The 21975-nt window shown below is 38.3% G+C and carries 20 protein-coding genes and 1 tRNA gene; 9 read left to right on the top strand and 12 right to left on the bottom strand.

Annotated elements, in window-relative coordinates; all coding sequences use genetic code 11:
* Positions 1–110: 110 nt before the first annotated feature.
* The 11 genes from araB to BR73_RS0101865 all read right to left on the bottom strand — a co-directional run bounded on the left by araB (position 111) and on the right by BR73_RS0101865 (position 12203).
* Entirely contained in the window at positions 111–1775 is a 1665-nt protein-coding gene (gene araB / locus BR73_RS0101915) for a ribulokinase (RefSeq protein ID WP_033164181.1), read from the bottom strand.
* 136 nt (positions 1776–1911) lie between these two features.
* Positions 1912–3006: a GntR family transcriptional regulator gene (locus BR73_RS0101910; RefSeq protein WP_051684903.1), complete on the bottom strand. Its 1095-nt coding sequence runs from the start codon at positions 3004–3006 to the stop codon at positions 1912–1914.
* 440 nt (positions 3007–3446) lie between these two features.
* On the bottom strand, positions 3447–4061 hold the full coding sequence (locus BR73_RS0101905) for a V-type ATP synthase subunit D (protein WP_033166984.1): 615 nt from the start codon (positions 4059–4061) through the stop codon (positions 3447–3449).
* A gap of 60 nt (positions 4062–4121) precedes the next feature.
* Positions 4122–5507, bottom strand: coding sequence for a V-type ATP synthase subunit B (locus BR73_RS0101900; RefSeq protein WP_033164180.1), 1386 nt, complete (start codon positions 5505–5507; stop codon positions 4122–4124).
* Between the two features lie 14 nt (positions 5508–5521).
* Entirely contained in the window at positions 5522–7288 is a 1767-nt protein-coding gene (locus BR73_RS0101895; RefSeq protein ID WP_033164179.1) for a V-type ATP synthase subunit A, read from the bottom strand.
* 118 nt (positions 7289–7406) lie between these two features.
* Positions 7407–7976 carry a V-type ATP synthase subunit E gene (locus tag BR73_RS0101890; RefSeq protein ID WP_033164178.1) on the bottom strand — a complete coding sequence of 190 codons (570 nt, stop codon included), beginning with the start codon at positions 7974–7976 and terminating at the stop codon, positions 7407–7409.
* A gap of 12 nt (positions 7977–7988) precedes the next feature.
* Positions 7989–8297, bottom strand: coding sequence for a V-type ATP synthase subunit F (locus tag BR73_RS0101885; RefSeq protein ID WP_033164177.1), 309 nt, complete (start codon positions 8295–8297; stop codon positions 7989–7991).
* A 170-nt stretch (positions 8298–8467) separates the two neighbouring features.
* Entirely contained in the window at positions 8468–8887 is a 420-nt protein-coding gene (locus tag BR73_RS0101880; RefSeq protein WP_033164176.1) for an ATP synthase subunit C, read from the bottom strand.
* A gap of 26 nt (positions 8888–8913) precedes the next feature.
* Positions 8914–10815, bottom strand: coding sequence for a V-type ATPase 116kDa subunit family protein (locus BR73_RS0101875; protein WP_033164175.1), 1902 nt, complete (start codon positions 10813–10815; stop codon positions 8914–8916).
* Between the two features lie 16 nt (positions 10816–10831).
* The gene (locus BR73_RS0101870; protein WP_033164174.1) at positions 10832–11866 is read right to left on the bottom strand and encodes a V-type ATPase subunit; all 1035 of its coding nucleotides are present in this window, start codon (positions 11864–11866) and stop codon (positions 10832–10834) included.
* 25 nt (positions 11867–11891) lie between these two features.
* Complete coding sequence (locus BR73_RS0101865) at positions 11892–12203, bottom strand: hypothetical protein (RefSeq protein ID WP_033164173.1); 312 nt, start codon at positions 12201–12203, stop codon at positions 11892–11894.
* Positions 12204–12612: 409 nt separating this feature from the next.
* Between BR73_RS0101865 and trmB the strand changes: the two genes are divergently transcribed.
* The 6 genes from trmB to BR73_RS0101830 all read left to right on the top strand — a co-directional run bounded on the left by trmB (position 12613) and on the right by BR73_RS0101830 (position 17137).
* Positions 12613–13257 carry a tRNA (guanosine(46)-N7)-methyltransferase TrmB gene (gene trmB, locus BR73_RS0101860; protein ID WP_033164172.1) on the top strand — a complete coding sequence of 215 codons (645 nt, stop codon included), beginning with the start codon at positions 12613–12615 and terminating at the stop codon, positions 13255–13257.
* Between the two features lie 116 nt (positions 13258–13373).
* Positions 13374–13520 (top strand): hypothetical protein, encoded by a 147-nt coding sequence (locus BR73_RS28590; RefSeq protein WP_156034570.1) that lies wholly within the window; start codon positions 13374–13376, stop codon positions 13518–13520.
* Between the two features lie 133 nt (positions 13521–13653).
* Positions 13654–13971, top strand: coding sequence for a thioredoxin (trxA, locus tag BR73_RS0101855; RefSeq protein WP_033164171.1), 318 nt, complete (start codon positions 13654–13656; stop codon positions 13969–13971).
* A gap of 360 nt (positions 13972–14331) precedes the next feature.
* Positions 14332–14404, top strand: a tRNA-Lys gene (locus BR73_RS0101850).
* 511 nt (positions 14405–14915) lie between these two features.
* A complete protein-coding gene (locus BR73_RS0101840; protein ID WP_033164169.1) occupies positions 14916–15785 on the top strand; it encodes a hypothetical protein in 870 nt (289 codons plus the stop codon).
* 617 nt (positions 15786–16402) lie between these two features.
* Positions 16403–17137, top strand: coding sequence for a hypothetical protein (locus tag BR73_RS0101830; protein WP_156034569.1), 735 nt, complete (start codon positions 16403–16405; stop codon positions 17135–17137).
* Positions 17138–17325: 188 nt separating this feature from the next.
* Here BR73_RS0101830 and BR73_RS0101825 read toward each other — a convergent pair whose 3' ends face one another.
* Positions 17326–19062 (bottom strand): HAMP domain-containing methyl-accepting chemotaxis protein, encoded by a 1737-nt coding sequence (locus BR73_RS0101825; protein ID WP_033164166.1) that lies wholly within the window; start codon positions 19060–19062, stop codon positions 17326–17328.
* Positions 19063–19299: 237 nt separating this feature from the next.
* Between BR73_RS0101825 and BR73_RS0101820 the strand changes: the two genes are divergently transcribed.
* The 3 genes from BR73_RS0101820 to BR73_RS0101810 all read left to right on the top strand — a co-directional run bounded on the left by BR73_RS0101820 (position 19300) and on the right by BR73_RS0101810 (position 21781).
* A complete protein-coding gene (locus BR73_RS0101820; protein ID WP_051684902.1) occupies positions 19300–20043 on the top strand; it encodes a class I SAM-dependent methyltransferase in 744 nt (247 codons plus the stop codon).
* Between the two features lie 270 nt (positions 20044–20313).
* The gene (gene argC, locus BR73_RS0101815) at positions 20314–21261 is read left to right on the top strand and encodes an N-acetyl-gamma-glutamyl-phosphate reductase (RefSeq protein ID WP_033164164.1); all 948 of its coding nucleotides are present in this window, start codon (positions 20314–20316) and stop codon (positions 21259–21261) included.
* A gap of 154 nt (positions 21262–21415) precedes the next feature.
* The gene (locus tag BR73_RS0101810) at positions 21416–21781 is read left to right on the top strand and encodes a metal-sensing transcriptional repressor (RefSeq protein ID WP_033164163.1); all 366 of its coding nucleotides are present in this window, start codon (positions 21416–21418) and stop codon (positions 21779–21781) included.
* The last annotated feature ends 194 nt before the right edge of the window (positions 21782–21975 follow it).

Genomic DNA, 21975 nt, shown 5'->3' with positions numbered 1-21975 from the left:
TAACAAAAAATTTAAGTTTAATTAAGTATTATCATGTAAATGCTTTGTGATTGATTATGATTGATTACGGTTTTAAGTTAATAAATTTTGTTATATATAATGCTGTATAGTTAAGCCTGTTCCTTTTTCAACTGTTTAAGCCTTTTCATAACATCATTGGCTCCACGGCCAAAATAATCATGAAGAAGGGTATATTCTGCATAAAGCTTATCGTAGATGGCTGCATTTTCGGAGATAGGAGTATAAATGGTATCTTTTAATTTACCCATGATACTGCCTGCCTTAAATACATCATCGTATCCACCTTTTGCAGAACCCGCTGCTACAGTACCAAAAATAGCACTTCCAAGAGCAGGACCCTGGGTGGTACCGCCGATCTTAACCGGCAGCTTAATAACGTCTGAATATATCTGCATAGCCATAGGGTTCTTTAAGGAGATACCGCCGGAGGCATAGAATTCTTCAACGGGAACGCCGTTATTTTGGAAGGTCTCAATGATCTTACGAGTACCATAAGCGGTTGCTTCGATTAGAGCACGATACATTTCCTCTGGCTTTGTCTGTAAGGTCATACCTAGAATAAGTCCTGTTAAATCCACATCAACTAATACAGAACGGTTACCATTCCACCAGTCAAGGGCTAATAAACCGCTTTCTCCGGGTTTTAAGGCGCTGGCTTTTTTGGTTAGATACTGATGTATGTTCAAACCTTCTGCTTCAGCAGCTTCGTAGTATTCTGCGCTTACACAGTTCTCTACAAACCAGGCGAAATGGTCACCTACACAGGACTGTCCGGCTTCATAACCGAAATATCCGGGGCAAACTCCGTCTTCAACAACGCCGCACATTCCGGGAACAGTGGACTCTTTCTCACCTAAGAGAATATGGCAGGTTGAGGTTCCCATAATTGCAAGCATTTTTCCGGGACCGTCTATTTTAACTGCAGGTACTGTAACGTGAGCATCCACATTTGCAACTGCAACTGCCGTACCGGGTACTAAACCTGTAAAGGCAGCAGAGTGTTCTGTAATCTCACCAGCTTTGGCTCCTAAAGGAACTATTTCACAGTTTAATTTGTCCTCTACAACATTTTCCAGACGGGGATCTAACTGTTTGAAGAAGGATTTATCAGGGTAGCCTTCTTTCTTATGCCACATTGCCTTGTAACCTGCAGTACAGGAGTTTCTTGTCTGTATACCTGTTAACTGCCAGATTACCCAGTCCGCAGCTTCTATAAAGAAATCAGCTTCCTCATAGATTTCGGGTGCTTCCTCAAGTGTCTGCCAGATCTTAGGGAACATCCATTCAGAAGATATCTTTCCGCCATAGCGGGCCAGCCAGCTCTGGTTGGTTTCCTCAGCAATCTGGTTTAACTTATTTGCCTTATCCTGAGCTGCATGGTGCTTCCAGAGCTTAATGTAGGCATGTGGATCATCTTTATATTTCTCAAGAAAGCATAAAGGTGTTCCATCAGCTTTTACCGGCAGCATTGTGCAGGCGGTAAAGTCAATACCTACACCGATAATATCCTCTGCAGCTATTCCAGCTTTTTTGATTACTGCGGGAATAGTTGTGCTAAGTACCTCCAGATAATCAGCGGGATGCTCCAAAGCCCAGTCGGGAGCGAGCTTCTTTCCGCTTGGCAGACATTCATCCATAACTGCATGAGTATAATCCTTTACGGCATCGGCCAGCTCCTCACCTGTTTCAACATTTACAAGCAAGGCTCTGCCGGAGAGAGTACCAAAATCTACCCCAATTGAATATTTTGGCATTACGTGTTACCTCCTTAAAATCAGTTGTTTATTGTATCTGTAAGTACAAGTAAAATTATGAGATGTACATACAAGTAATGATATCTTTATTCTATCTGAATTTGTATGAAAATGCAAGAACTAAGTGAGGTTTACATCAGCTATTTAGGTTGGTCACAGAACCTCTTATCTTAACGGAGGGGTCTAATTTGACCTGCTCTGTGTACAAGGGATTATTCAGGCATTGCAGCAGGAGCTGGGCAGCTTTTTTGCCAACTTTTTTTGAGGGATACACCACAGATGTAAGGTTGTATACCATTTCTTTTGCAAGGAAGGAATTATCAAAACTTACGAGGGATTTATCCTCGGGTATTCTGATATCGTTTCGTTTGAACAGATTTATGAGAGCAACTGCAACCTGGTCGTTGTAGCAGACAATTCCGGAGGTTTTCTCCAGGCGCTCCAATATCATTTTATCCATACCGCCGTTGATCAGATATTTAAAATCCTCCGTAGTATACCATAAATAGGCTTCATCTATTACGGGTTGTTTGTGTTTCTTTATTGAAAGCTGCATGCCTTCAAATCGCCTTAAGCCCTGAATATCATCGGACTTGAAAATACCGCCGATACCTTTATGACCGTTATCAATAAGAATATCCGTTATCATTTCACCGGCTTTTCGATCGTCCAGTACAACATAAGAGCCGTTATAATTATGATAATAACCATTGATAAAGACAGTAGGAATATTCTTTTCCTTTAATCTTGTATAGAATGCTTCATTGGCATTATAAAGAGCAGATTTTGTTCCTTCTACAATAAGGCCATCCACACCGCTGGCGATAAGCTTCTGGAGACAGTTTTCTTCATCGGCTTGCTTATTATGTGTAATTCCAAGAGCCATGGTATAGCCCTCAGCAGTTAGTACCTCTTCGATTCCATGTATGATGCTTGGAAATATATAATCATCCAGATACGTGGTTATTACGCCTATGCGCATGGTTTTATCCTGAACCGGTTTTACCGGTGGAATGGAGACGTAAGTTCCGCTTCCCTGTTCCCTGGCAAGGATGCCTTCCGCTACCAGATCGCCGATGGCTTGCCTTACGGTCTGTCTGCTGAAATGAAAAGTGTTAGCCAGTTCATTTTCAGAGGGTATCTTATCACCTACACTGAAGGTATTATTCGCAATATTTTCTCTTAGCCAGCTGCTTAGGATGGTATGCTTAGACTGTTCCTTCGTTTTCATATATGCCTCATTTCTGCAAGGTTTTTCTGTAACTATTTTAAATTATCAAAAATTGAATTGGACTGTTTGTATAATATATTTGGTACTGGTACATAGTTTCTTTTTAATTAATAGTTTTCACTTTATCTATTATTGTACTATAAAAAATACAAGTTGTAAATACAACTTTACAACTTGTATAAATTAGTTATTTAAATTGCTAAAGTATAATTTATTATTTTTATTTCTATTTTGATGCTGATTTGTGGCAATCCCATACCTGCAGGCAGATGAGGCTGGAATAGGGCAGGTTTCACAGAATCCCACTCCAACACTTTTGTTTTGAGCTCTGCCTCCCTCGGGGGGAGCTCGGCGGAGCTACAATGAGCAAAAAAACAGCCTTCCCTTTAAGCGGTTAACTTAAAAGGAAAGCTGTTTGTCTTGCTATATAGAAAGCAGAGTTAGGTACGTCTGCTTTTAATTACCTTAAGTCTTGTGAATTCTTCTCTCTCTTTTTCTTCGAGAGCATTCTGTATGTTATGAACTAACTCTACATAATGGGGAATTGTTATATTCTTTAAGGCATTGGCACGTTTCTGTGTCTTATTAATACTGGTTGCCAGACGATAGGCAGAGTTTTCTATGGTTGCAAGGCGCAGAGTAAGCTCTTTTACCTTACGAAAACTGCTGGTGGCTTCATCCAGTGACAACCTGGTATTAAAGAAAGAGTAAGTGGGTTTTTCATCCTCCAGTTTAAAATCTACCAGGGGAATCTCCGTGCCCATAATACTTCTTTGTTTAATTTCAATGGAATTCTCCTCCGGAATGGTAAAGCTTAAGTCTTCTACATTCCGGATACCCATTTCTATATTGGCTTTTTGCAAAGCCGCATATGCACTGGTAAAGGTTCCATCGATTTCTGTCTGGATATCCTTTGCCTTATCAATCAGTTCCATCAGTTCACGGATAAGAATGTTTCTCTTCTTATCCATCAGCTCATAGCCCTGTTTTGCTAAGGTTAGGGAGTTCTTTGCCAATATTAGGTTTCCCTTGGTGGGAAAGGTATTCGGATTCATATATAACACCCATGCCTTTCTGCTAAGGCCGTATATTTACGGTTAGCTTGTTTGAGGCACTTATTTGGAAGCCTCTGATGAAATATAGTATTTATCCAGTATCTTAGTATCAATTCTATCCAGCTCTTCTCTGGGAAGCATACGGAGCAGTTTCCAGCCTAAATCCAGAGTCTGTATAATGGTACGGTTCTCATCCATTCCCTGTGTAATGAATTCCTGTTCCATTGCGGCACCGAACTTCAGATACTTCTTATCGATAGGAGAAAGTTCGTCTTCACCGATAACGCTTGCAAGAGCTCTTGCATCACCCACGCGGGCATAAGATGAGAATAACTGACTGGAAAGATCCTGATGATCTTCTCTTGTATAACCTTTACCGATACCGTCCTTCATAAGACGGGAAAGGGAAGGAAGGATATTGATGGGAGGATATACATTTTTCTGATAGATGGTACGGTCAAGAACAATCTGACCTTCCGTAATATATCCTGTTAAGTCTGGAATAGGATGTGTGATATCATCGTTTGGCATTGTCAGAATAGGAATCTGTGTTACAGATCCATTGGTGCCGCTAACGATACCGGCTCTTTCATAAATGGTTGCAAGTTCACTGTACAGGTAACCGGGATAACCCTTTCTGCTGGGGATTTCGCCCTTGGAGGAGGAAACCTCACGCATTGCTTCTGCAAAGGAAGTCATATCGGTTAATACAACGAGAATATGCATGCCTTTTTCAAAAGCAAGATACTCAGCTGCTGTTAAAGCTACCTTAGGTGTAATTAATCTTTCTACTACCGGGTCATTTGCCAGGTTTAGGAACATAACTACGTGAGAAGTAGCACCGCTTTCCTCAAAAGTACGGCGGAAGAAGTCAGCAACGTCGTGCTTAACACCCATTGCGGCAAATACGATAGCGAATTCTTCATCGCTGTTTTCACCAAGAGATGCCTGTTTAACGATCTGTGCTGCCAGCTGATCATGAGGAAGACCGTTTCCGGAGAAAATAGGAAGCTTCTGTCCGCGGATCAGGGTTGTAAGGCAGTCGATAGCTGATATACCGGTACGGATATAGTTTCGTGGATACTCTCTGGTACAGGGATTTAAGGGAAGACCGTTTACGTCTTTATTTACTTCAGGAACGATAGGTCCAAGGCCGTCAATAGGCTGACCTACACCGTTAAATACGCGGCCCAGGATATCTGAGGAAAGAGCAACTTCCATAGGATGTCCGGTAAGCTTTGTATGAGTATTGTTAAGGGACATTTCTTCTGTTCCCTGGAACACCTGAATTACTGCTTTATCTTCATAAATTTCTACGATTCTACCGAGTTTTTTCTTACCTTCAACGGTCAGTTCAACGATTTCATCATAGGAGGCATCACGAATACCCTCTATAGCAATTAAGGGGCCGTTTATTTCACTTAATCCTAAATATTCAATTGCCATGTTATATATCCTCCTTAACCGTTCTTGGCCATGATGCGATTATAGAAGTCATCAATCATAGCGGTATAGTGATCAAATTTGAAAAGTTCATCATTTGCAACATCATACTTAATGGAGATTACCTTATCAAAGATATCCTCCTGCTTTAATAAAGACATAGGCATGTTCATTGCAATAAGCTGTTTTGACTTGGAAAACAGATAGAGTATGGTATTCATCATCTTAAGCTGTTTATCAAGAGGAACATAAGTATCGGAAGGATGGTAAGCATTTTGCTGTACGAATCCCAAACGGATTACTCTGGCAATCTCAAGTACCAGCTTCTGATCATCGGGAAGTACGTCACTACCGATGAGTTTAACGATTTCATTTAACTGATTTTCCTGTGTTAATAAGCTTAAGATCTGATTTCTGCTGTCTACGAAATCTCTTCCGACATTCTCTGTGTACCAGGGTGCTAAGTCATTTAAATACTCGCTGTAGCTGGTTAACCAGTGAATAGCAGGGAAATGTCTTGCGTAAGCCAGAGATTTATCAAGTGCCCAGAAACAGCGTACGAAACGTTTGGTATTCTGGGTAACGGGTTCTGAGAAGTCACCACCCTGAGGGGATACGGCGCCGATAATGGATACGCTGCCTTCTGTACCGTTTAAGTTCTGCATAAAACCGGCTCTTTCGTAAAAGCTTGATAATCTGGAGGCAAGGTATGCAGGGAAGCCTTCCTCGGCAGGCATTTCTTCCAGACGACCTGATAACTCACGAAGAGCCTCTGCCCAACGAGAAGTGGAGTCAGCCATGATAGCTACGTGATAACCCATATCACGGTAGTATTCAGCCAGTGTTATTCCTGTATAGATACTTGCTTCACGGGCAGCAACGGGCATGTTGGAGGTATTTGCAATAAGAGTTGTTCTGTCAAGTAAGGGGTTTCCGGACTTGGGATCTACTAACTTGGAGAAGTCCTCCAAAACCTCTGTCATTTCGTTTCCGCGCTCACCGCAGCCGATGTAAACGATAATATCCGCATCGGACCATTTGGCAAGCTGATGCTGTGTCATAGTCTTACCGGTTCCGAAACCACCGGGAATAGCCGCTGTACCGCCTTTTGCAATAGGGAAGAGAGTATCAAGGATACGCTGTCCGGTAATCAGAGGACGGTCAGAAGGATATCTCTTGGAGGTAGGTCTGGGAACACGAATAGGCCATTTCTGTGTTAAAGACAGCTCTTTTGTTACTCCGTCAGGAGTCTGAATTGTTACAATGGTGTCGCTTATGGTATACTGTCCGTCTTTTGCGGCTTTGATAACCACACCCTCCACATCGGGAGGAACCATGGATTTGTGTACTACAGCACGGGTTTCAGGAACTTCTGCAATGATAGTTCCCCCATAAATTTTATCCCCTTCTTTTACTGTTATGTGTACATCCCAGAGTTTCTGTGTATCAAGTGCATCAACGCTGACACCTCTGGCGATATAAGCACCAGATTCTTTTGCGATTTCCTTTAAAGGACGCTCGATTCCGTCAAAGATATTACTGATAATTCCTGGTGCTAAAGTAACGGAAATAGCTGCACCGGTTGAATATACCAACTCACCGGGTTTAATACCGGTAGTCTCTTCATATACCTGGACGGTAGTCTGATCTTTTGTCAGACCGATTACTTCTCCGACCAATTTCTCGTTGCCTACTAGAACCATTTCGCCCATTTTAAAGCCCTGATTACCTGCCACATATACAATTGGTCCGTTAATTCCGTATATTTTTCCTGTTATATTCATAATGGAGATAGCTCCCCTTTCTTCTTTTTACATGGCATTTTAGTTAAAAGCCTTTAAGTTAAGATTATTATTAACTTATAATTTAAGAAAAGACCTAACTTATAAGTTAGAAAAAGATCTAACTTACAGCGAATTTATTTTTGGATTCTTCCATTCTGGTCAGAAATGAATTATCGATTAATATACTTTTTTCTTGTATAACTGCTCTGATACCGCCGATAAAATCGCGGTCGCTGACAGTTAATGCAGCACCGGTGGAAGCTTCTAAAGTAGGTTTTAAGCTTGAATCGGTAGAATTGATATAGATGATAACCTCATCTTTTCCCGCAAAATCCTTAACAGCTTTTATCTGTTTAACCAGTAAATCAAAATAATCAGAGGTTTTCATGTATTCCTGTAACTTAGCGGATACATCCTGAAACAACTGATTTCTTAATTCAAATGCCCGGTCGCTTAATTTACGCTTTAAATTAATAACTTCACTTGCAACTTCTTTATTCTTCTCACGCATGAGTTTTTCTGATTCTGCACGGTAAGTGGCCTCGGATTTCCTGATAAGTTCTTCCTTGTGCTCGTCAAAGATCTGCTGCAGTGATTTCTGATATTCTTCAATTATTTCAATATTCTGGCTGGTTGCGCTTTCCATTGCAGAATTATAAAATTGTTCTAATTTCTCATCTAAAGTCATAGACATCTCCCTCTACAATTTTATTCCAATTGCTTCATTAACATAGGAAGTAATAAAATCGGGCTTTCTTCCCGTTCCGTGGCGGTCGGGAATTTCAACAATCAACGGAAGCTTTCGGTTCAATTTAACATCATTTATCACATCTGGAAATTCGCGGCTGAATTTTTCTGTAATCAGCAGGACACCGATGGTTTTATCTGCAAGCGCTTTATCCAGCTGTTCTTTTAAATGCTTCCTGGAATGTATGACAACCCCGTCTACGCCTGTAAGGCGCATTCCCGTGTAAGTATCAACATTATCACTGATAAGAAACATACGCATACAGTTACCTCCTTATTTCATAAGAGAAAAGCCTTATGCCAAGAAGTGTGAAAGAAAGTACTTTCACACCTCTTTTTAATATTTGTTTTATGCACCGAAAGTTTATACTCTCGGTGGCGGTATCTAAACCGCTGTATAAGATAATAGGAACGAAGGTTCCTCTAAAAGCATTAACCTAAAATAGAGAAAGAAACGATAAGTCCGTAAAGAGCAATACCTTCTGCAAGAGCAACGAAGATAAGAGCTTTACCCATGATGCTGGAGTCTTCGCTCATAGCACCTAAAGCTGCAGAAGCAGCGGAAGCAACGGCGATACCACCACCGATACAGGATAAACCGGTTGAAAGGGCAGCAGCTAAATATCTCCAGCCGTCAACAGAAGCAGCTGCACTACCATCAGCAGCAGATGCTGTACCGGTAAATAATAAAACGTGTGCGATTAATAATGTACCAAAGAAGAAAAATGAATTAGCGATAACACTTGCCTTAAAGTTACCTTTTTTCTTTTCACTGAGTAAATATGCTCCAAAGGGAATTGCGATACTTAATACTAATGCTACTACTAAAATCAATTTTGCTGTCATTGTCATAATATGTTCCTCCTTAAATTTAACTATTATTTGCTTTTGTATGGTTTAAATCCTTTTCCTGTACCCTTATAGAAGCGGCTGAACATTTCGTAATATTCCAGACGAAGTACCTGAATACCTACAATCAGGCCTTCCATACCTGCTACAAAAATATTACCGAGTATTACAACCAATATATTAGGATCCCCTGAATGAGCTCCTGCGAATAACATAACAACGCCCATCATAGCTGCATGACTGATTGCGAAGGCACCAACACGCAGGAAGGAAATAGAATTTGTAAGGTAACTTAAAATAATTTCGAATAATTCAAAAAATGACTCTAAAAAAAACATTGCCTTTTGCTCCGGTAATATTTCGGATTTCTTCTCCACCAAATGGGTGAGAGGCTCTCTTAAAAAGATAATGATAAGAGGTATGCCCAGGAAGATTGCAAGTACTATACCGGCAGGCAATGCATGGCCGGTTGCTACCAAGACAACACAAACAAGTACTACAAGATAGAATACAAGTCCGGCGGCACCGTTGGTATCAAAGAAAATCTTCTCTACATCTTTTGCCTTAATACCGTTAATAATATTTATGATCATAGCGATAATAATAAGCACGGAGCCGAAAGCTACGGCTGTTAACAGTACGGTCATTACGTTTTCCATGGGATTCAGCCAAATATGGGGCAAGACATCTTCAAAGCCGAAGATACTGCCATACATAAAGCCCATTATGGTGGAAAAGACACCGGCAGTGGCAACGATAGCTGCCAAAGGCATTTTCTTAAAGTGGTAGAGTAATCCTCCGCCTATTGCAAGGCACAGACCTTGCCCAACATCTCCGAACATGATACCAAAGATGATAGAGTAGGTTATGGCAACAAAAAAGGTAGGATCTATTTCGTTGTAGGCAGGAAGCCCATACATCTTAATAAACATCTCAAAAGGTTGAAATATCTTTAAATTCTTTAACTTTGTGGGCGGTTTGGAGGTCACACTTGTGATATCCTTCTCCAGCATGCAAAAGACATCTTTATCTTTGTCTATGTCATGAAGCAGGTCCTTTACACTGTCTTCCGGAATCCAGCCGCATAATATGAAGTAAAAGGCATTGCGTTTTGACACAGTTGTGCAAGCTGCCATCTTTCTTACATCAAAGTTATTGGAGTAAACACAGATAATTTCATAAGCACTAAGTATCTTGTCAGACCGGCTGCTTAGACGGTTTTTCATTTCCTCATTAATGGCATTGATCTTTTCCTGGTTTTCTTCCAGTTTCTTTACAATGGCATTATAGGCCTGATCCGGGGTTCCCTCATATTCTGTGGTAAGAGATATTGATTCAAAGTGAAGGGAAGAAAAGATAGCATCTGTTTTCTCTGCTTCACCTAAAGGAACAAAATACACACCCCAGACATAATCCGGATCATTACCGCATTCAATAAATAAAGTTGTCAAGCTTTCGTATACGAATTTTGAGAATTTCGTATAATACTCGTGGGAAATTCGGCCAAATCGGTACTTTATGAACTTGAAAGCTAATATTTTATCAATTTCATAGTCCAGATGACGAAAAGGTTCGATCTTTTTCTGAAGCTCATTCAGATGTTCTCTTTCCAGACCAAGCTTCTTCTTCTGACTTGTCAGGTCTTCCAATTCCCTGGAAGCTGAAAGTATAATGGTAGAAGCTTCGGAAAGTGTCATATTCTGAGCTTGTGAAGGTTCCTTCTTATCAAACCGTTCTGCTAATTCAATAGCCTTTGAATAGATTTCTTTGTAAGGATTCGGCTCTACGAAAGGCTTTAAATCTTGAACGGAACTAAGTTCTGACAAGGCATTTTCCAGATGTATCTCATATTTATTCAGATACGCACTGACAACTCTGTCGAACTCAGCCTTTGGACCGGTAATGCTGATAAATCTCATTTTTTCAATCAATTATTGCACCTCCGATTCAATTAAAAGTAATATATTTTAATGTATCCTGAGGGTCCAGTTTATAACGAATACACTCCAGAGCGGAGGTAAGTCTGTCTATTTCTGTTCTCTTAAGATACAAATAATAACTGATGGGTGCCATGGAATTCGGATACTTATCTCTATGAAGCTTATAATTTTTTAATACAGTATTTTGGTATACCTTTTCTATTGTTCCATTAGCAAGGGAAGGAACCATAAAATCATAGGGAGTGGTATTTAATACCCCGCTGAATTCTTCAATGGTGGAGGTTTCCATCAGTTTAATTAACTTATCCTTTTTCAGCTTATAAGTTATTGGAATAATATAGGCGTACGCATCTTTTACCTGTAAATTATAAAATTTCTTGGAGCGGTACAGCCACATGATATTTAGCAGGTCAATTTCAAGACCTAAGGTATCTGTAACATACTTTAAATTATCTCCTGACAATACCCTGTCTTTCAATTTCCAGGCCTTCATAAAATATTGGATATCTAACTTCATTTCATAATCAAAGGAGGTTATATCCGTTTTCTGAATGCTCGTCAGTACAGAATAATAATCACTGCCTTTTAAATGCTCAACATACTCAGTCATTGACTTAGAGGTAGCAAGTGCAGCAATATCGATTTTGGAGTGTTTGTTAAAAAATTCTGTAATATTACCCAAATCGTAATTTCTGTGCTGGTTGAAAACCATATGCATACAGGCTTTAAGTATATTCACTTCGTAACGGAGAAAGATAATATCAAGAACCTTTCTTTGATCCGGGTTGGAAAAGCGGTAAAGCTTTGAAAAATCCTGATACAGGCAGTTAATGATCATGCCCTCTACCTGGCCGCGATGGATCAGGTTCTCATCAATTCCTGCAAAAACACCCCCATATCCGGGATGGGATTTTAAATAGGCGATAAAATCTGCTGTGGATTCAAAGTTTGCTATTGACTGATAGTCCGCGCTTTTTACCGATTTTGCCTCCAGGGCCTTGGTCTTGGTAACAATCCCGCTATAAACTAATAAATTGCTCATAACAAACCTCCCTGTAACTAATTATTTACTCACTAATGATTTCCTGAATAACTTTGTCAACGAATACATCATGGTTTTGGGTATAATTAGCTTCCAAGTCGGTGAGTTGTTTTGCCCAGTCCTTCGTAATAGCTTCTTTTTCGGCGGCTAATTCCTTATTTACCTGATTTTTTAATACAAGAAGTTTTGCATTCGTACTATCAGCCACGTCCTTATCCAACTTTTCGAGATCATTTTTTAAGGCTTCGTGTAATTTCACTTTTTCATCGTTGGCACGTGCAATGATAAGATTCGCTTTTTCTTCAATGTCGTGTAACAGACCAATTACATTTTCCATGTTTACCTCCTTGCGTTTATTTTTCGTTTTGCTTACCAATAATATACGCAGTATAATTATTAAATGTAAGCGAAAAGAATTAACCTTGAAAAATGAAAAGCGTATGTCCGGATGAAGTGGAAGCTTAAAAAAAACATCCCTTTTTTTAGCCGGAACACAGCTATATCATACTACAGAAATTTAAAATTACCATCGTGAAAATGTACAAATTTCGATAAATTATAAATAATTAATTTAATACATTTTAGTAAAAGAAAAATTGTTCAAGTCTTATGTACGGCAACTTATCTTTAAAAAAAGAGAAAATGCTTGTTATTCTTTAGCTGTATGATATAATTAATTAGCAAATTTTTCAATAAGAATAAAGTCGCAAAATAAAAAAATATGTAGTTTTATGGGAGAATAGTATATGCGATTAAGAAATGTTCCGGGTTCCTTGGAAGAAATAGCCAAAAACGATTTCGTGGTCCATGAACCAGAAAAAATAAAAGGTAATTGGAAAGATTATTTTGGTAATGATAATTCAATTCATATAGAAATTGGTATGGGAAAAGGACAGTTTCTGTGTCAGCTGGCCCAGTTGAATCCAAAGATTAATTATCTTGGAATAGAAAAGTACTCAAGTGTGCTGATTCGCGGCCTTGAGAAGAGAAAAGAGCTGGATTTGAATAATCTCTTCTTTCTAAGATTAGATGCAGAGTTTATCAATGATGTATTTGACAAAGGGGAAGTGGATAGAATATATCTGAACTTCTCAGATCCCTGGCCGAAAGACCGTCATGCCAGAAGAAGACTGACCTCTAAGGAATTTCTCGGAAGGTATGACCAGTTCTTAAAGTCTGATGGAGAGATAATATTCAAAACTGATAACAGGCCTCTTTTTGATTTTTCCTTGGAAGAAGTGGAAAATGCCGGGTGGATTCTCAGAAATTATACCTATGATCTGCACCACAGCGAGTATGCAGTAGGAAATGTGATGACGGAGTATGAGGAGAAGTTTTCAGGGTTGGGAAATCCCATTCACAGAATGGTTATATATAGAGAGAAAAAATAAGAATACCAACTTATTATAGAAAGATTAACTTATTCATAGAAAGATTCCTTTATAACCCTGTACAATTTATTGATTTATGCATATAATAAGATAAGAACTTCAATTAGGTGACTGTTATGAAAAATTCCGTTAAGAATCAACTTGCCAGGACCTTTGGCGGGAATATGGAGTTGAACAAGAAGGCTCTTCAGATGAAGAATTCCTGGGATGAAGTGAGCGGCCTTTTAGGAAAAAGTCTTAAGAAGAAGGGCGGCAGCAAATAAAGCAGACTTAAGTTACACTAGATGAGGTTTTAAAAACACTTTCTAGCTATCAATAAACAAGTATCCAGGTTGAAAATGGATATTCTGGAAGTTGGTTATTATTTAAGCATAAATGTTCAAAGGAGGAAAAAGAATGGCTCATAAGTTTACAGATGATAATTTTGAACAGGAAGTATTAAAATCACAGGTTCCCGTGTTGGTTGATTTTTATGCTGATTGGTGCGGTCCCTGCAAAATGATGGCTCCTGTTATTGAAGAACTGGCAGCTGATTATGAAGGCAGTGTGAAAGTGGGTAAGCTGAATGTTGATGAAGCTCCCGGAATCAGCAGCAAATACAGGGTAATGTCCATACCTACACTTTTATTAATTAAAGACGGAGAAGTAGTGGATACAATTGTTGGTGCTGTGCCAAAGGCTCAGCTTACTGATAAATTAGAGAAAATAAAATAATATTTAAAGCTGCTGCAATTTAACCATAAGTTGCAGCAGTATTTTTATGTAACAGGATAACTATGGGATAGGCAGCTCTCTTTTTAGGTTTACAGCTATAATATAAAGTATACCGTAAAATTGTGTTACAAATAAGGAATCTCTTAAAACCGCCATGAAAAAGGATAAGCCAAATCAGATTCTCTATTCTTAAGGATTAAATACGCTTTAAAATAAACAAAAAATGTCAAATTGAAAAACATTTGTAAAGAATTAAAATAAAAATTAAAAAAATATGAAAAAATGCTTGCAATTTGAAAATTTATATTATATAATCATTTTTGCGTTCGGGAAATATGAACAAGCAAAAATACGGAATAAGCGCTTCTAGCTCAGTTGGTAGAGCACCTGACTCTTAATCAGGGTGTCCAGGGTTCGAGCCCCTGGAGGCGCATTTCAAGGTCCTAGTTTGGCAGACGAGAGAGCTGCTGGGTTAGGGCTTTTTTGATGTGTCCGGAATGGCAAGGATGTAGTCGGCAAAAGCTATGTGAAAATGAGGGTTTGCAAGGGGTTGCAGGGAAATGTGGGAAGAGGAGAAAAATTGACTTTGAAGGGTTGATACCCGACATAACAAAAAGGGACTGGATAGGTCGGGGAGATGATTTTATCGGTCATTTGTTGGTCAAATTTGAAATAAGGGTTGTTTTTTCGTTGGTCAAGTGTCGGTCAGAAAATAATGATTAGGTGAAGATGACTTTTTTATATAGTAGGAAGTGATTGGAGAATATATATTTAATGGAGATTTAAGTTTATATTATAATCTGGAGTGGATTAAGATAAGCTTTGGATTTCATAAATCAGCATATGGGTATGGTAAAATTATGTATTTTGATTTAAAATTATTATGACGCATATGAGTAGGTCTTATTTTAAGCAGTCTGTGCAAATATAAAATGAGGGATATAATGTATCAAACACAAGAATACAATGATTTTAATGAAATTTTAAGATTACTTGAGTTCTCTCTTGAAATTCAGGAGTCTATTAGAAATTATTATGTTAAGAACAGTAAATGGATTAGCAAGCAGTCGGAATTGGCATATGAAGGGGAGGCTCCTAATTTCCCTTTATGTAAACGAAAACCATTCACTAGATTAATTGTTGTTATTTATAAACTAATTGAGGTTAGTAAGAAATATAAAAATTTATCAATACCAGATACTATTTTTAAAAATACTATCTCTGATGTATCTTTAAGAGCAAAATTATATGAAAATAAAACCAATGAAATTGGGTTAGATATTGATAGTGTGGTTTGGTTTCGACATATTTTCAATATTGTAATATTTAAAATAGGAACTATTCAGTTTCAGTTATTTCATATGATATACCTTGATGAGGAATTTCTAGGAGAACCCTATATGACATTTCCAGAGAAATGGAAGAAGCAACTCCCATCTGGTGCGCCAGTAATAAATGTGCATATTCAAAAAGGAGCTGATTTGACTCCGGAAGCTGTTAGTAATTCGTTTATAATAGCAGGTGAGTTTTTCCGGAAATATTTTCCTAAACATGATTATAAAGCTTTTATTTGCTATTCATGGTTTCTCTATCCTGGATTAAGAGAATTTCTACAAATGGATAGTAGAATTATGCAATTCGCTGACCGATTTACTATTATCGGCTCTGTTCAAGATAATGAAGACGCTATCCGAAGAATTTATGGACATCGGTATCGTGCAAAGATAGATTATCCCAAAGAAACGTCTTTGCAACAAAAAGCACTTTATAAAATGAATTTGTTAGGTAGAAGTTGTGGAATTATTTTACGCTAATAATTTATATAAAGAGCCAATATCTGGGTGAACGTCACTTCAGGATATTGGCTCTTTTATTATGCATAAAATAGGAGATAAAAGGTATGGAAAAAGCAGTTTACCAAAGTGAAGACTTTATGTCATGCGAAAATTTTCGGATATAAAATTATCTGTTCAGGCTGAAGAAGTAAAGAAAAGAATCCAGATAGTTGAATCCAGGTTAATACGTAAGACATCTTTACTTTATGAAAGAAGATTAATCAATAGTCCTGAATTAGCAGCATTAGGGCAGCAAGTATTAATTCTTACGATAAAGAATATTTATATGGCGTATATCTAACAGTGAAATATGAACCGGCAGTATGTCCAAGGGCTTAATATTTTATTCACATTGCCTGAGTTATTTCATATATGTTATAGTAGTCCCCTTTTCATACTAAAAGAAACAATTGATTCTATATTTACAAAATAGTAATCTTTTAATATAGTAAAATAAACTTTTTTGTTATAGAATTATAGTAATTATACAGATAAAAACTCTGTGTTGCAGAAATACTTTATATATGGGGATAATAGGAGAAGAAAAGGAATAACAAAAAAGCAATAATGAGAGTAGGGGTGGAATTTTGGGCAGAATGAAAATAGTAAGGCTGGCTATGCTGATTTTAAGCAGTTTTTTATTAGCTGCCTGTAGTTATAAAGACAATGCTGAAAACAATAGTGATTCAATGAAAGCAGTACGTGAAGATACATTTTCCGATAAGTGGTATGCCAGTACCGGCAGGTTTGGAATTGCACCTGGTGAATTGACCAATAAAGATCTGGCCAGACCGGATAACAATAATCAATGGACTAAGACGCTGGAAATAAAATATCCCCAAGTTTATAATATGGAAGATTCGGAGAAAGAAAATCGTATTAACGATACCCTTTATAAAGAAGCGGTTAATTATCATGATGTATTAACAAACAGAAACTATCATGATTACCGTGTTGATTATCAACTTATGGAGGTAAATCAGGACGTAATAAGCATACTGTTTCTTGGGGAAGTAAGTGACCTAAAGACGGCGAACAGCTTTGCTCATGCAGTTACTATCGATATGAACAGTGAACAGCAGCTGGATTTAAAAGATTTTTTTGAAATAGAGCAATCCTTTTTAGAGGAACACCTGTATACTGATTTTGATGTTGTAGAGAATAATTTTGATGAAAAAAGTGACAATACACCATTTATTGAGACCTTTGTAAATGATTATGAACTACAAGCTCATACCAATGATTTCTATATTAATGGTGATAATATCGGTATTATTATTCCTACCTATAATAGTATGGGATATATTCTCCTTCAAGGAAATATTGAATAAACGGGTTAAGCGGGGGATTAATAACCAGGAGTGCTTATTACTGTTTGTACTTTAAAAGCAGTTGAGTTATTAATCCCCTTCTGTACTTGACAGGTTTACGGCTATTGCAAAATAATATTTTACAATATGGACAACCAGCCCGGTACGGGCATTTCTCAAACACACCCGGATAAACGATTCATAGCGGGTTATAACTTTAATTTCTGTATCATTCGGTCCAAGCGTCCCGCAATCTTACTAAGGGTATCTACCTGTCCTGTGATTCCCTGAACACTATTGTTCTGTTCTGAGATACTGACCATCATTTCTTCTATTACTTCGTCGCTTTGTTTAAAATGAATCCCCATCTGCTGTAGCTCATTCATAACACTTTCACTGAAGGCGGATATCTCTTCCGTAGTTCCATACACTTCCTGTACCATTTCAGAAACAGAGGATACGGAATCGGTAATCGCGGTAAAGCGGTCATCAACCTTGTCCACCATATTACTCTCGTTATTTATGGTAGTAAGAACTGATTCCATGGATGACTGAGTCTTACCAATGCTCTGTTGTATGCTCTGAATCAACTTTTCTATAGAAGCCGCTTGTTGGGAGGATTCCTCTGCTAATTTTCTTACTTCGTCAGCTACTACGGAGAAACCTTTTCCGTGCTCACCTGCCCGGGCGGCTTCAATGGAGGCGTTAAGGGCCAGAAGATTGGTTTGTTTTGCAATACTTCTGATACTATCGATAATCTGATTAATCTGAGAAGATTCTTCCTTCAGCTGAGCAACCTGTTGACCGGTTTCGGATACCTTCTGAACGGATTCATGAACGTATAGCTTCATATCTCTCATAATATCTTTTCCTGCAACGGCTTCTTCAGTGGTTTTGGCAGCGGCAGCCGCGACCTTCTCTGATCGAAAGGTAACCTGAGATACTGCTTCATTAATCTGAGACACTTTTCTGTTTACTTCACCTTCTGCCTTGGACCTGAGTTCAATTGCTCCTTTGCTTTTCGATACGGAGGACTGGAGTGTAGCGGTGGTTTCCTTTGTTACTGCCATCAGCTCTTGAAAAGAATCGGTACTTTTATTCAGGTATTCGGAGGATTCACTGATGGTTAACATCATGTCATGGACGGTGCACAGCAGATTGTTTACATGATTCGCTAAAAGTCCTATTTCATTATTGCTCTTAATATCTATACGTTTCGTCAAATCTCCTTCCAGGTTGGATATTTCCTCTACTTTTTCCACCAATACTTCAACAGAGCGCATTTGGGATCTTACTACAATATTAACGATAATGTTCACTATGATTAATACAATTAGTAATAAACCAATAAAGCCAGCCAATACCAGGGTCAGGACAAGAGCGATTAAATCTGTTTTCACAGTGGTGTGAATTACCATGCTCTGATTATTGGATAACTGTACCGGCAGATAGAAATCCAAAGGCTCCCGTTCCCAGATAAAAGAGATATTGAAATCTGAAATCTGTGCTTCTCCGGTTTCATATGCTTTTACCAGTAAATTATCTGTGTTAACAAGCTTTTCATTGCTGTTATGCTCTTTATTGCCTTCTATTCCATAAACATATACATATTCCCCATCCTTTTGGGTAATCAGGGAGATGCTGTCAGACAGCATATTAATATTTTTCTTATATTTATTGACTTCACTCTTTAAAGTATCAAATTTGGACTGATCCAGAGTTCCGTTATGAAAGGATTTTGAAATTCCTAGCTGTTCCAGGCTGCCGCTTAATCCGGTAATTACGGACTGGAAGGATGACTCAGCAAACTGAGACAGTTTATCAAAGGCAATGGAGGTTGTTACGGTTCCTAAGATAAGAAAGGCGGCTGTGATAGCCAGCATTATTCTAACAACAATCTGTCTGCCCATACTTACAGTTTTATCTTTTCCTGCTTTTTTTATCATTGGTACCCTCCCACGGATTATGTAATTATGTACTTGGTAGCTTTCTTGTATAGAATATAACAATAGGGAGGAAAGAAGTAAATAAAGAAAAGATAAACAATTATTAATATTACATATCAAAGATTAAAATAATTGTTGGCTTATAGAAAATATAGGTACTGTGTGGTAATTTATGTATTAGCAAGATAATATATGGGAGGCTGAAGAATAGTCTATGATTTAAGGAGGAAAAGGTTAATGGAGAGTGAAAATATTTTAAGTACAAATAAGAACTATTGGGACAAAATGGCTGATAGCTGGTTTGGAACTACTGCACTGCCTGAATATGGTGTGCAGTTCATTACAGAAAAGGAGTTAAACTTATTTGGGGCTGTTAAAGGAAAAAAACTATTGGAGATAGGCTGCGGAAGCGGACATTCTCTTAAATATCATGCAGAAAACGGTGCAGCTGAATTATGGGGTCTGGATATGTCCACCAGTCAGATAAAGAATGCCGGTAAATTACTTAGTGAATGCGGATATGCTGCAACACTTATTAATGAGCCTATGGAAAAGGAGTGTCAGATTCCTAAGAATTATTTTGACTTTGTATATTCTATCTATGCCATTGGCTGGACGATAGATTTGCAGGGATCCTTTGACCGGATTGCTTCTTATCTGAAAAAAGACGGAAGCTTCATTTTTAGCTGGAAACACCCTCTGCATCATTGCGTGGCAATGGAGGATAATAAGCTTGTATTTCAAAAGAGTTATTTTGATGAATCCTGGTTTGATTTAAGCCTGGATGGATTTACGGTTAAGTTGTGTAACAGAAAAATATCTACTTATATAAATGCTCTTGCAAAAGCAGGATTTGTTATAGAAGAAATGGAAGAACAGACGGACCGGGGGACAATGGAAGCAGCAGATGATCTGAGTGACAGATCCCAAAAGGCGAGGCAGCTGCCCCTTTCCTTTGTGTTTAAAGCCAGGAAATTGTAATACAGTAAGTATACCACAGCATGCATGTAAAATTACTCAAAGAATTTTAAACCTTATTATCATCGTATTATAATAATGAAATATGTAAATGACGTTACTAATTTCTTGTTGCATGTTTATACATTTATTGTTATAATAAATAATAAAAATATCTGTAACAAAAAAGATATGGCAAATAAACTCTCTAAAAAGTTAGTTTATAATCAATTTTACTATGAATAAATATTCATGACAATATTCATATAATCAATGCTGTTGGAGGTAGTAATTATGAAAATCAAAGTTTTTGTAGATGGAAGCGAAGGAACAACCGGACTAAGAATCCATGAACGATTCAAGGGCCGTGAGGATATAGAATTATTAACAATTGCACCGGAGTTAAGAAAAGATGAAGCAGAGAGAAAGAAGCTCATTAATTCCTCGGATGTCACCTTTCTCTGTCTTCCAGATGCTGCAGCCAAAGAAGCAGTAGCAATGGTGGAAAACCATAAGGTTAAAATAATAGATACCTCCACAGCTCATAGAACGAATAATGACTGGGCATATGGATTGCCGGAGCTCTCAGCGGAGCATAAGGCTAAGATTCAGGCAGGTAGCCGTATTGCAGTTCCCGGTTGTCATGCTACTGGCTTCATCTCGTTAGTATATCCTCTTATAAAAGAAGGAATTTTACCGGAGGATTATCCAATCAGCAGCTTTTCCCTTACAGGTTACAGCGGGGGAGGAAAGAAGATGATAGCGGAATACCAGGAAGAGGAAAGGTTGACCGAATATTCGGCTCCCAGAGAGTATGGACTGGGGCAGCAGCACAAGCATCTGAAAGAAATGAAATTAATTACAGGTCTTATAAGAGAACCGCTGTTTTCACCCATAGTGGCTGATTATTATAGCGGTATGCTGGTATCCGTTCCCTTGTATACAGATTTATTGAAGAAAAAGCAGACACCAGAGCAGCTTCAAAAATTATTTGCAGATTATTATAAGGAGCAGCTATTTATAAAGGTGATGCCCTATGGTGCGGAAGCTGAAAAGAATGGTTTCCTAAGCAGTATAGACTGTACCGGCTGGGATGGGCTTAATATCTATGTTACCGGCAATTCAGACAGAGTGGTCCTGTCAGCACAGTTTGATAATCTGGGTAAAGGAGCTTCCGGTGCGGCGATTCAGTGCCTCAACCTGATGCTTGGCTGTGGAGAAGTTTCCGGTTTGAATCTGTAAATACTATCATTTTTCTGGCAAATATGTTATGATGGGCAGGTAGTACATCCTGATTAGTTGCTGTACCATATCTGCAGGCAGATAGGTTAGGCATAAGGAGAGGTATAAAGACAGATATGAGAATAACATATGCTGTATCAGGAAGGAAAGTCGGATGAAGAAAACTACCGCTCGTATAAAGAACATAACACATACCCATACTGGTGATACTGAAAAGGTACATAGTCACAGTCATGAGGCCGGTACAGGTCATAAGCATAGCCATCAGAATACCAAGGCTGTATTAAACCGTTTATCCCGGGCAGCAGGACATCTGGATTCGGTTAAGAGAATGATAGAAGACGGCAAGGACTGCAGTGAAGTGCTTATTCAGCTTTCTGCGGTAATAGCAGCCCTAAACAGTACCGGTAAGATTATACTGGAAGACCACATTCAGAATTGCATTGTAGATGCCATTGAATCCGGTGATAAGACCTCACTGGAGAATCTTAATAAAGCCATTGACCGTTTTATAAAATAAATCATATGAGCAGGAAAATACTGCCCCGGAAGAGAAAGCTGAAAGCTATCCCCATCCGGGGCATTCTTTATTTGAAAACAGGGGATAAACAGAGGCTTTTGTATAAAAAATGTGGATAAATAAAGTCATTTCATGTACTTGTTTTTTTAACAAAAATATCCCCCCTACGGGCTTGTTTTTTACCTGAGGAGGTC

Origin of the sequence: Clostridium sp. KNHs205 (assembly GCF_000702945.1) — a bacterium.
GTDB lineage: Bacteria > Bacillota > Clostridia > Lachnospirales > Lachnospiraceae > Anaerocolumna.
Note: the sequence above shows the minus strand (reverse complement) of the source record. Positions and strands in the feature narration are given on the sequence as shown.

Bases quoted from the DNA above. Each gene is read 5' to 3' on its own strand.
- araB (WP_033164181.1), bottom strand. From the start codon at position 1,775: ATGCCAAAATATTCAATTGGGGTAGATTTTGGTACTCTCTCCGGCAGA.
- BR73_RS0101910 (WP_051684903.1), bottom strand. From the start codon at position 3,006: ATGAAAACGAAGGAACAGTCTAAGCATACCATCCTAAGCAGCTGGCTA.
- BR73_RS0101905 (WP_033166984.1), bottom strand. From the start codon at position 4,061: ATGAATCCGAATACCTTTCCCACCAAGGGAAACCTAATATTGGCAAAG.
- BR73_RS0101900 (WP_033164180.1), bottom strand. From the start codon at position 5,507: ATGGCAATTGAATATTTAGGATTAAGTGAAATAAACGGCCCCTTAATT.
- BR73_RS0101895 (WP_033164179.1), bottom strand. From the start codon at position 7,288: ATGAATATAACAGGAAAAATATACGGAATTAACGGACCAATTGTATAT.
- BR73_RS0101890 (WP_033164178.1), bottom strand. From the start codon at position 7,976: ATGACTTTAGATGAGAAATTAGAACAATTTTATAATTCTGCAATGGAA.
- BR73_RS0101885 (WP_033164177.1), bottom strand. From the start codon at position 8,297: ATGCGTATGTTTCTTATCAGTGATAATGTTGATACTTACACGGGAATG.
- BR73_RS0101880 (WP_033164176.1), bottom strand. From the start codon at position 8,887: ATGACAATGACAGCAAAATTGATTTTAGTAGTAGCATTAGTATTAAGT.
- BR73_RS0101870 (WP_033164174.1), bottom strand. From the start codon at position 11,866: ATGAGCAATTTATTAGTTTATAGCGGGATTGTTACCAAGACCAAGGCC.
- BR73_RS0101865 (WP_033164173.1), bottom strand. From the start codon at position 12,203: ATGGAAAATGTAATTGGTCTGTTACACGACATTGAAGAAAAAGCGAAT.
- trmB (WP_033164172.1), top strand. From the start codon at position 12,613: ATGCGATTAAGAAATGTTCCGGGTTCCTTGGAAGAAATAGCCAAAAAC.
- BR73_RS28590 (WP_156034570.1), top strand. From the start codon at position 13,374: ATGAAAAATTCCGTTAAGAATCAACTTGCCAGGACCTTTGGCGGGAAT.
- trxA (WP_033164171.1), top strand. From the start codon at position 13,654: ATGGCTCATAAGTTTACAGATGATAATTTTGAACAGGAAGTATTAAAA.
- BR73_RS0101840 (WP_033164169.1), top strand. From the start codon at position 14,916: ATGTATCAAACACAAGAATACAATGATTTTAATGAAATTTTAAGATTA.
- BR73_RS0101830 (WP_156034569.1), top strand. From the start codon at position 16,403: ATGAAAATAGTAAGGCTGGCTATGCTGATTTTAAGCAGTTTTTTATTA.
- BR73_RS0101825 (WP_033164166.1), bottom strand. From the start codon at position 19,062: ATGATAAAAAAAGCAGGAAAAGATAAAACTGTAAGTATGGGCAGACAG.
- BR73_RS0101820 (WP_051684902.1), top strand. From the start codon at position 19,300: ATGGAGAGTGAAAATATTTTAAGTACAAATAAGAACTATTGGGACAAA.
- argC (WP_033164164.1), top strand. From the start codon at position 20,314: ATGAAAATCAAAGTTTTTGTAGATGGAAGCGAAGGAACAACCGGACTA.
- BR73_RS0101810 (WP_033164163.1), top strand. From the start codon at position 21,416: ATGAAGAAAACTACCGCTCGTATAAAGAACATAACACATACCCATACT.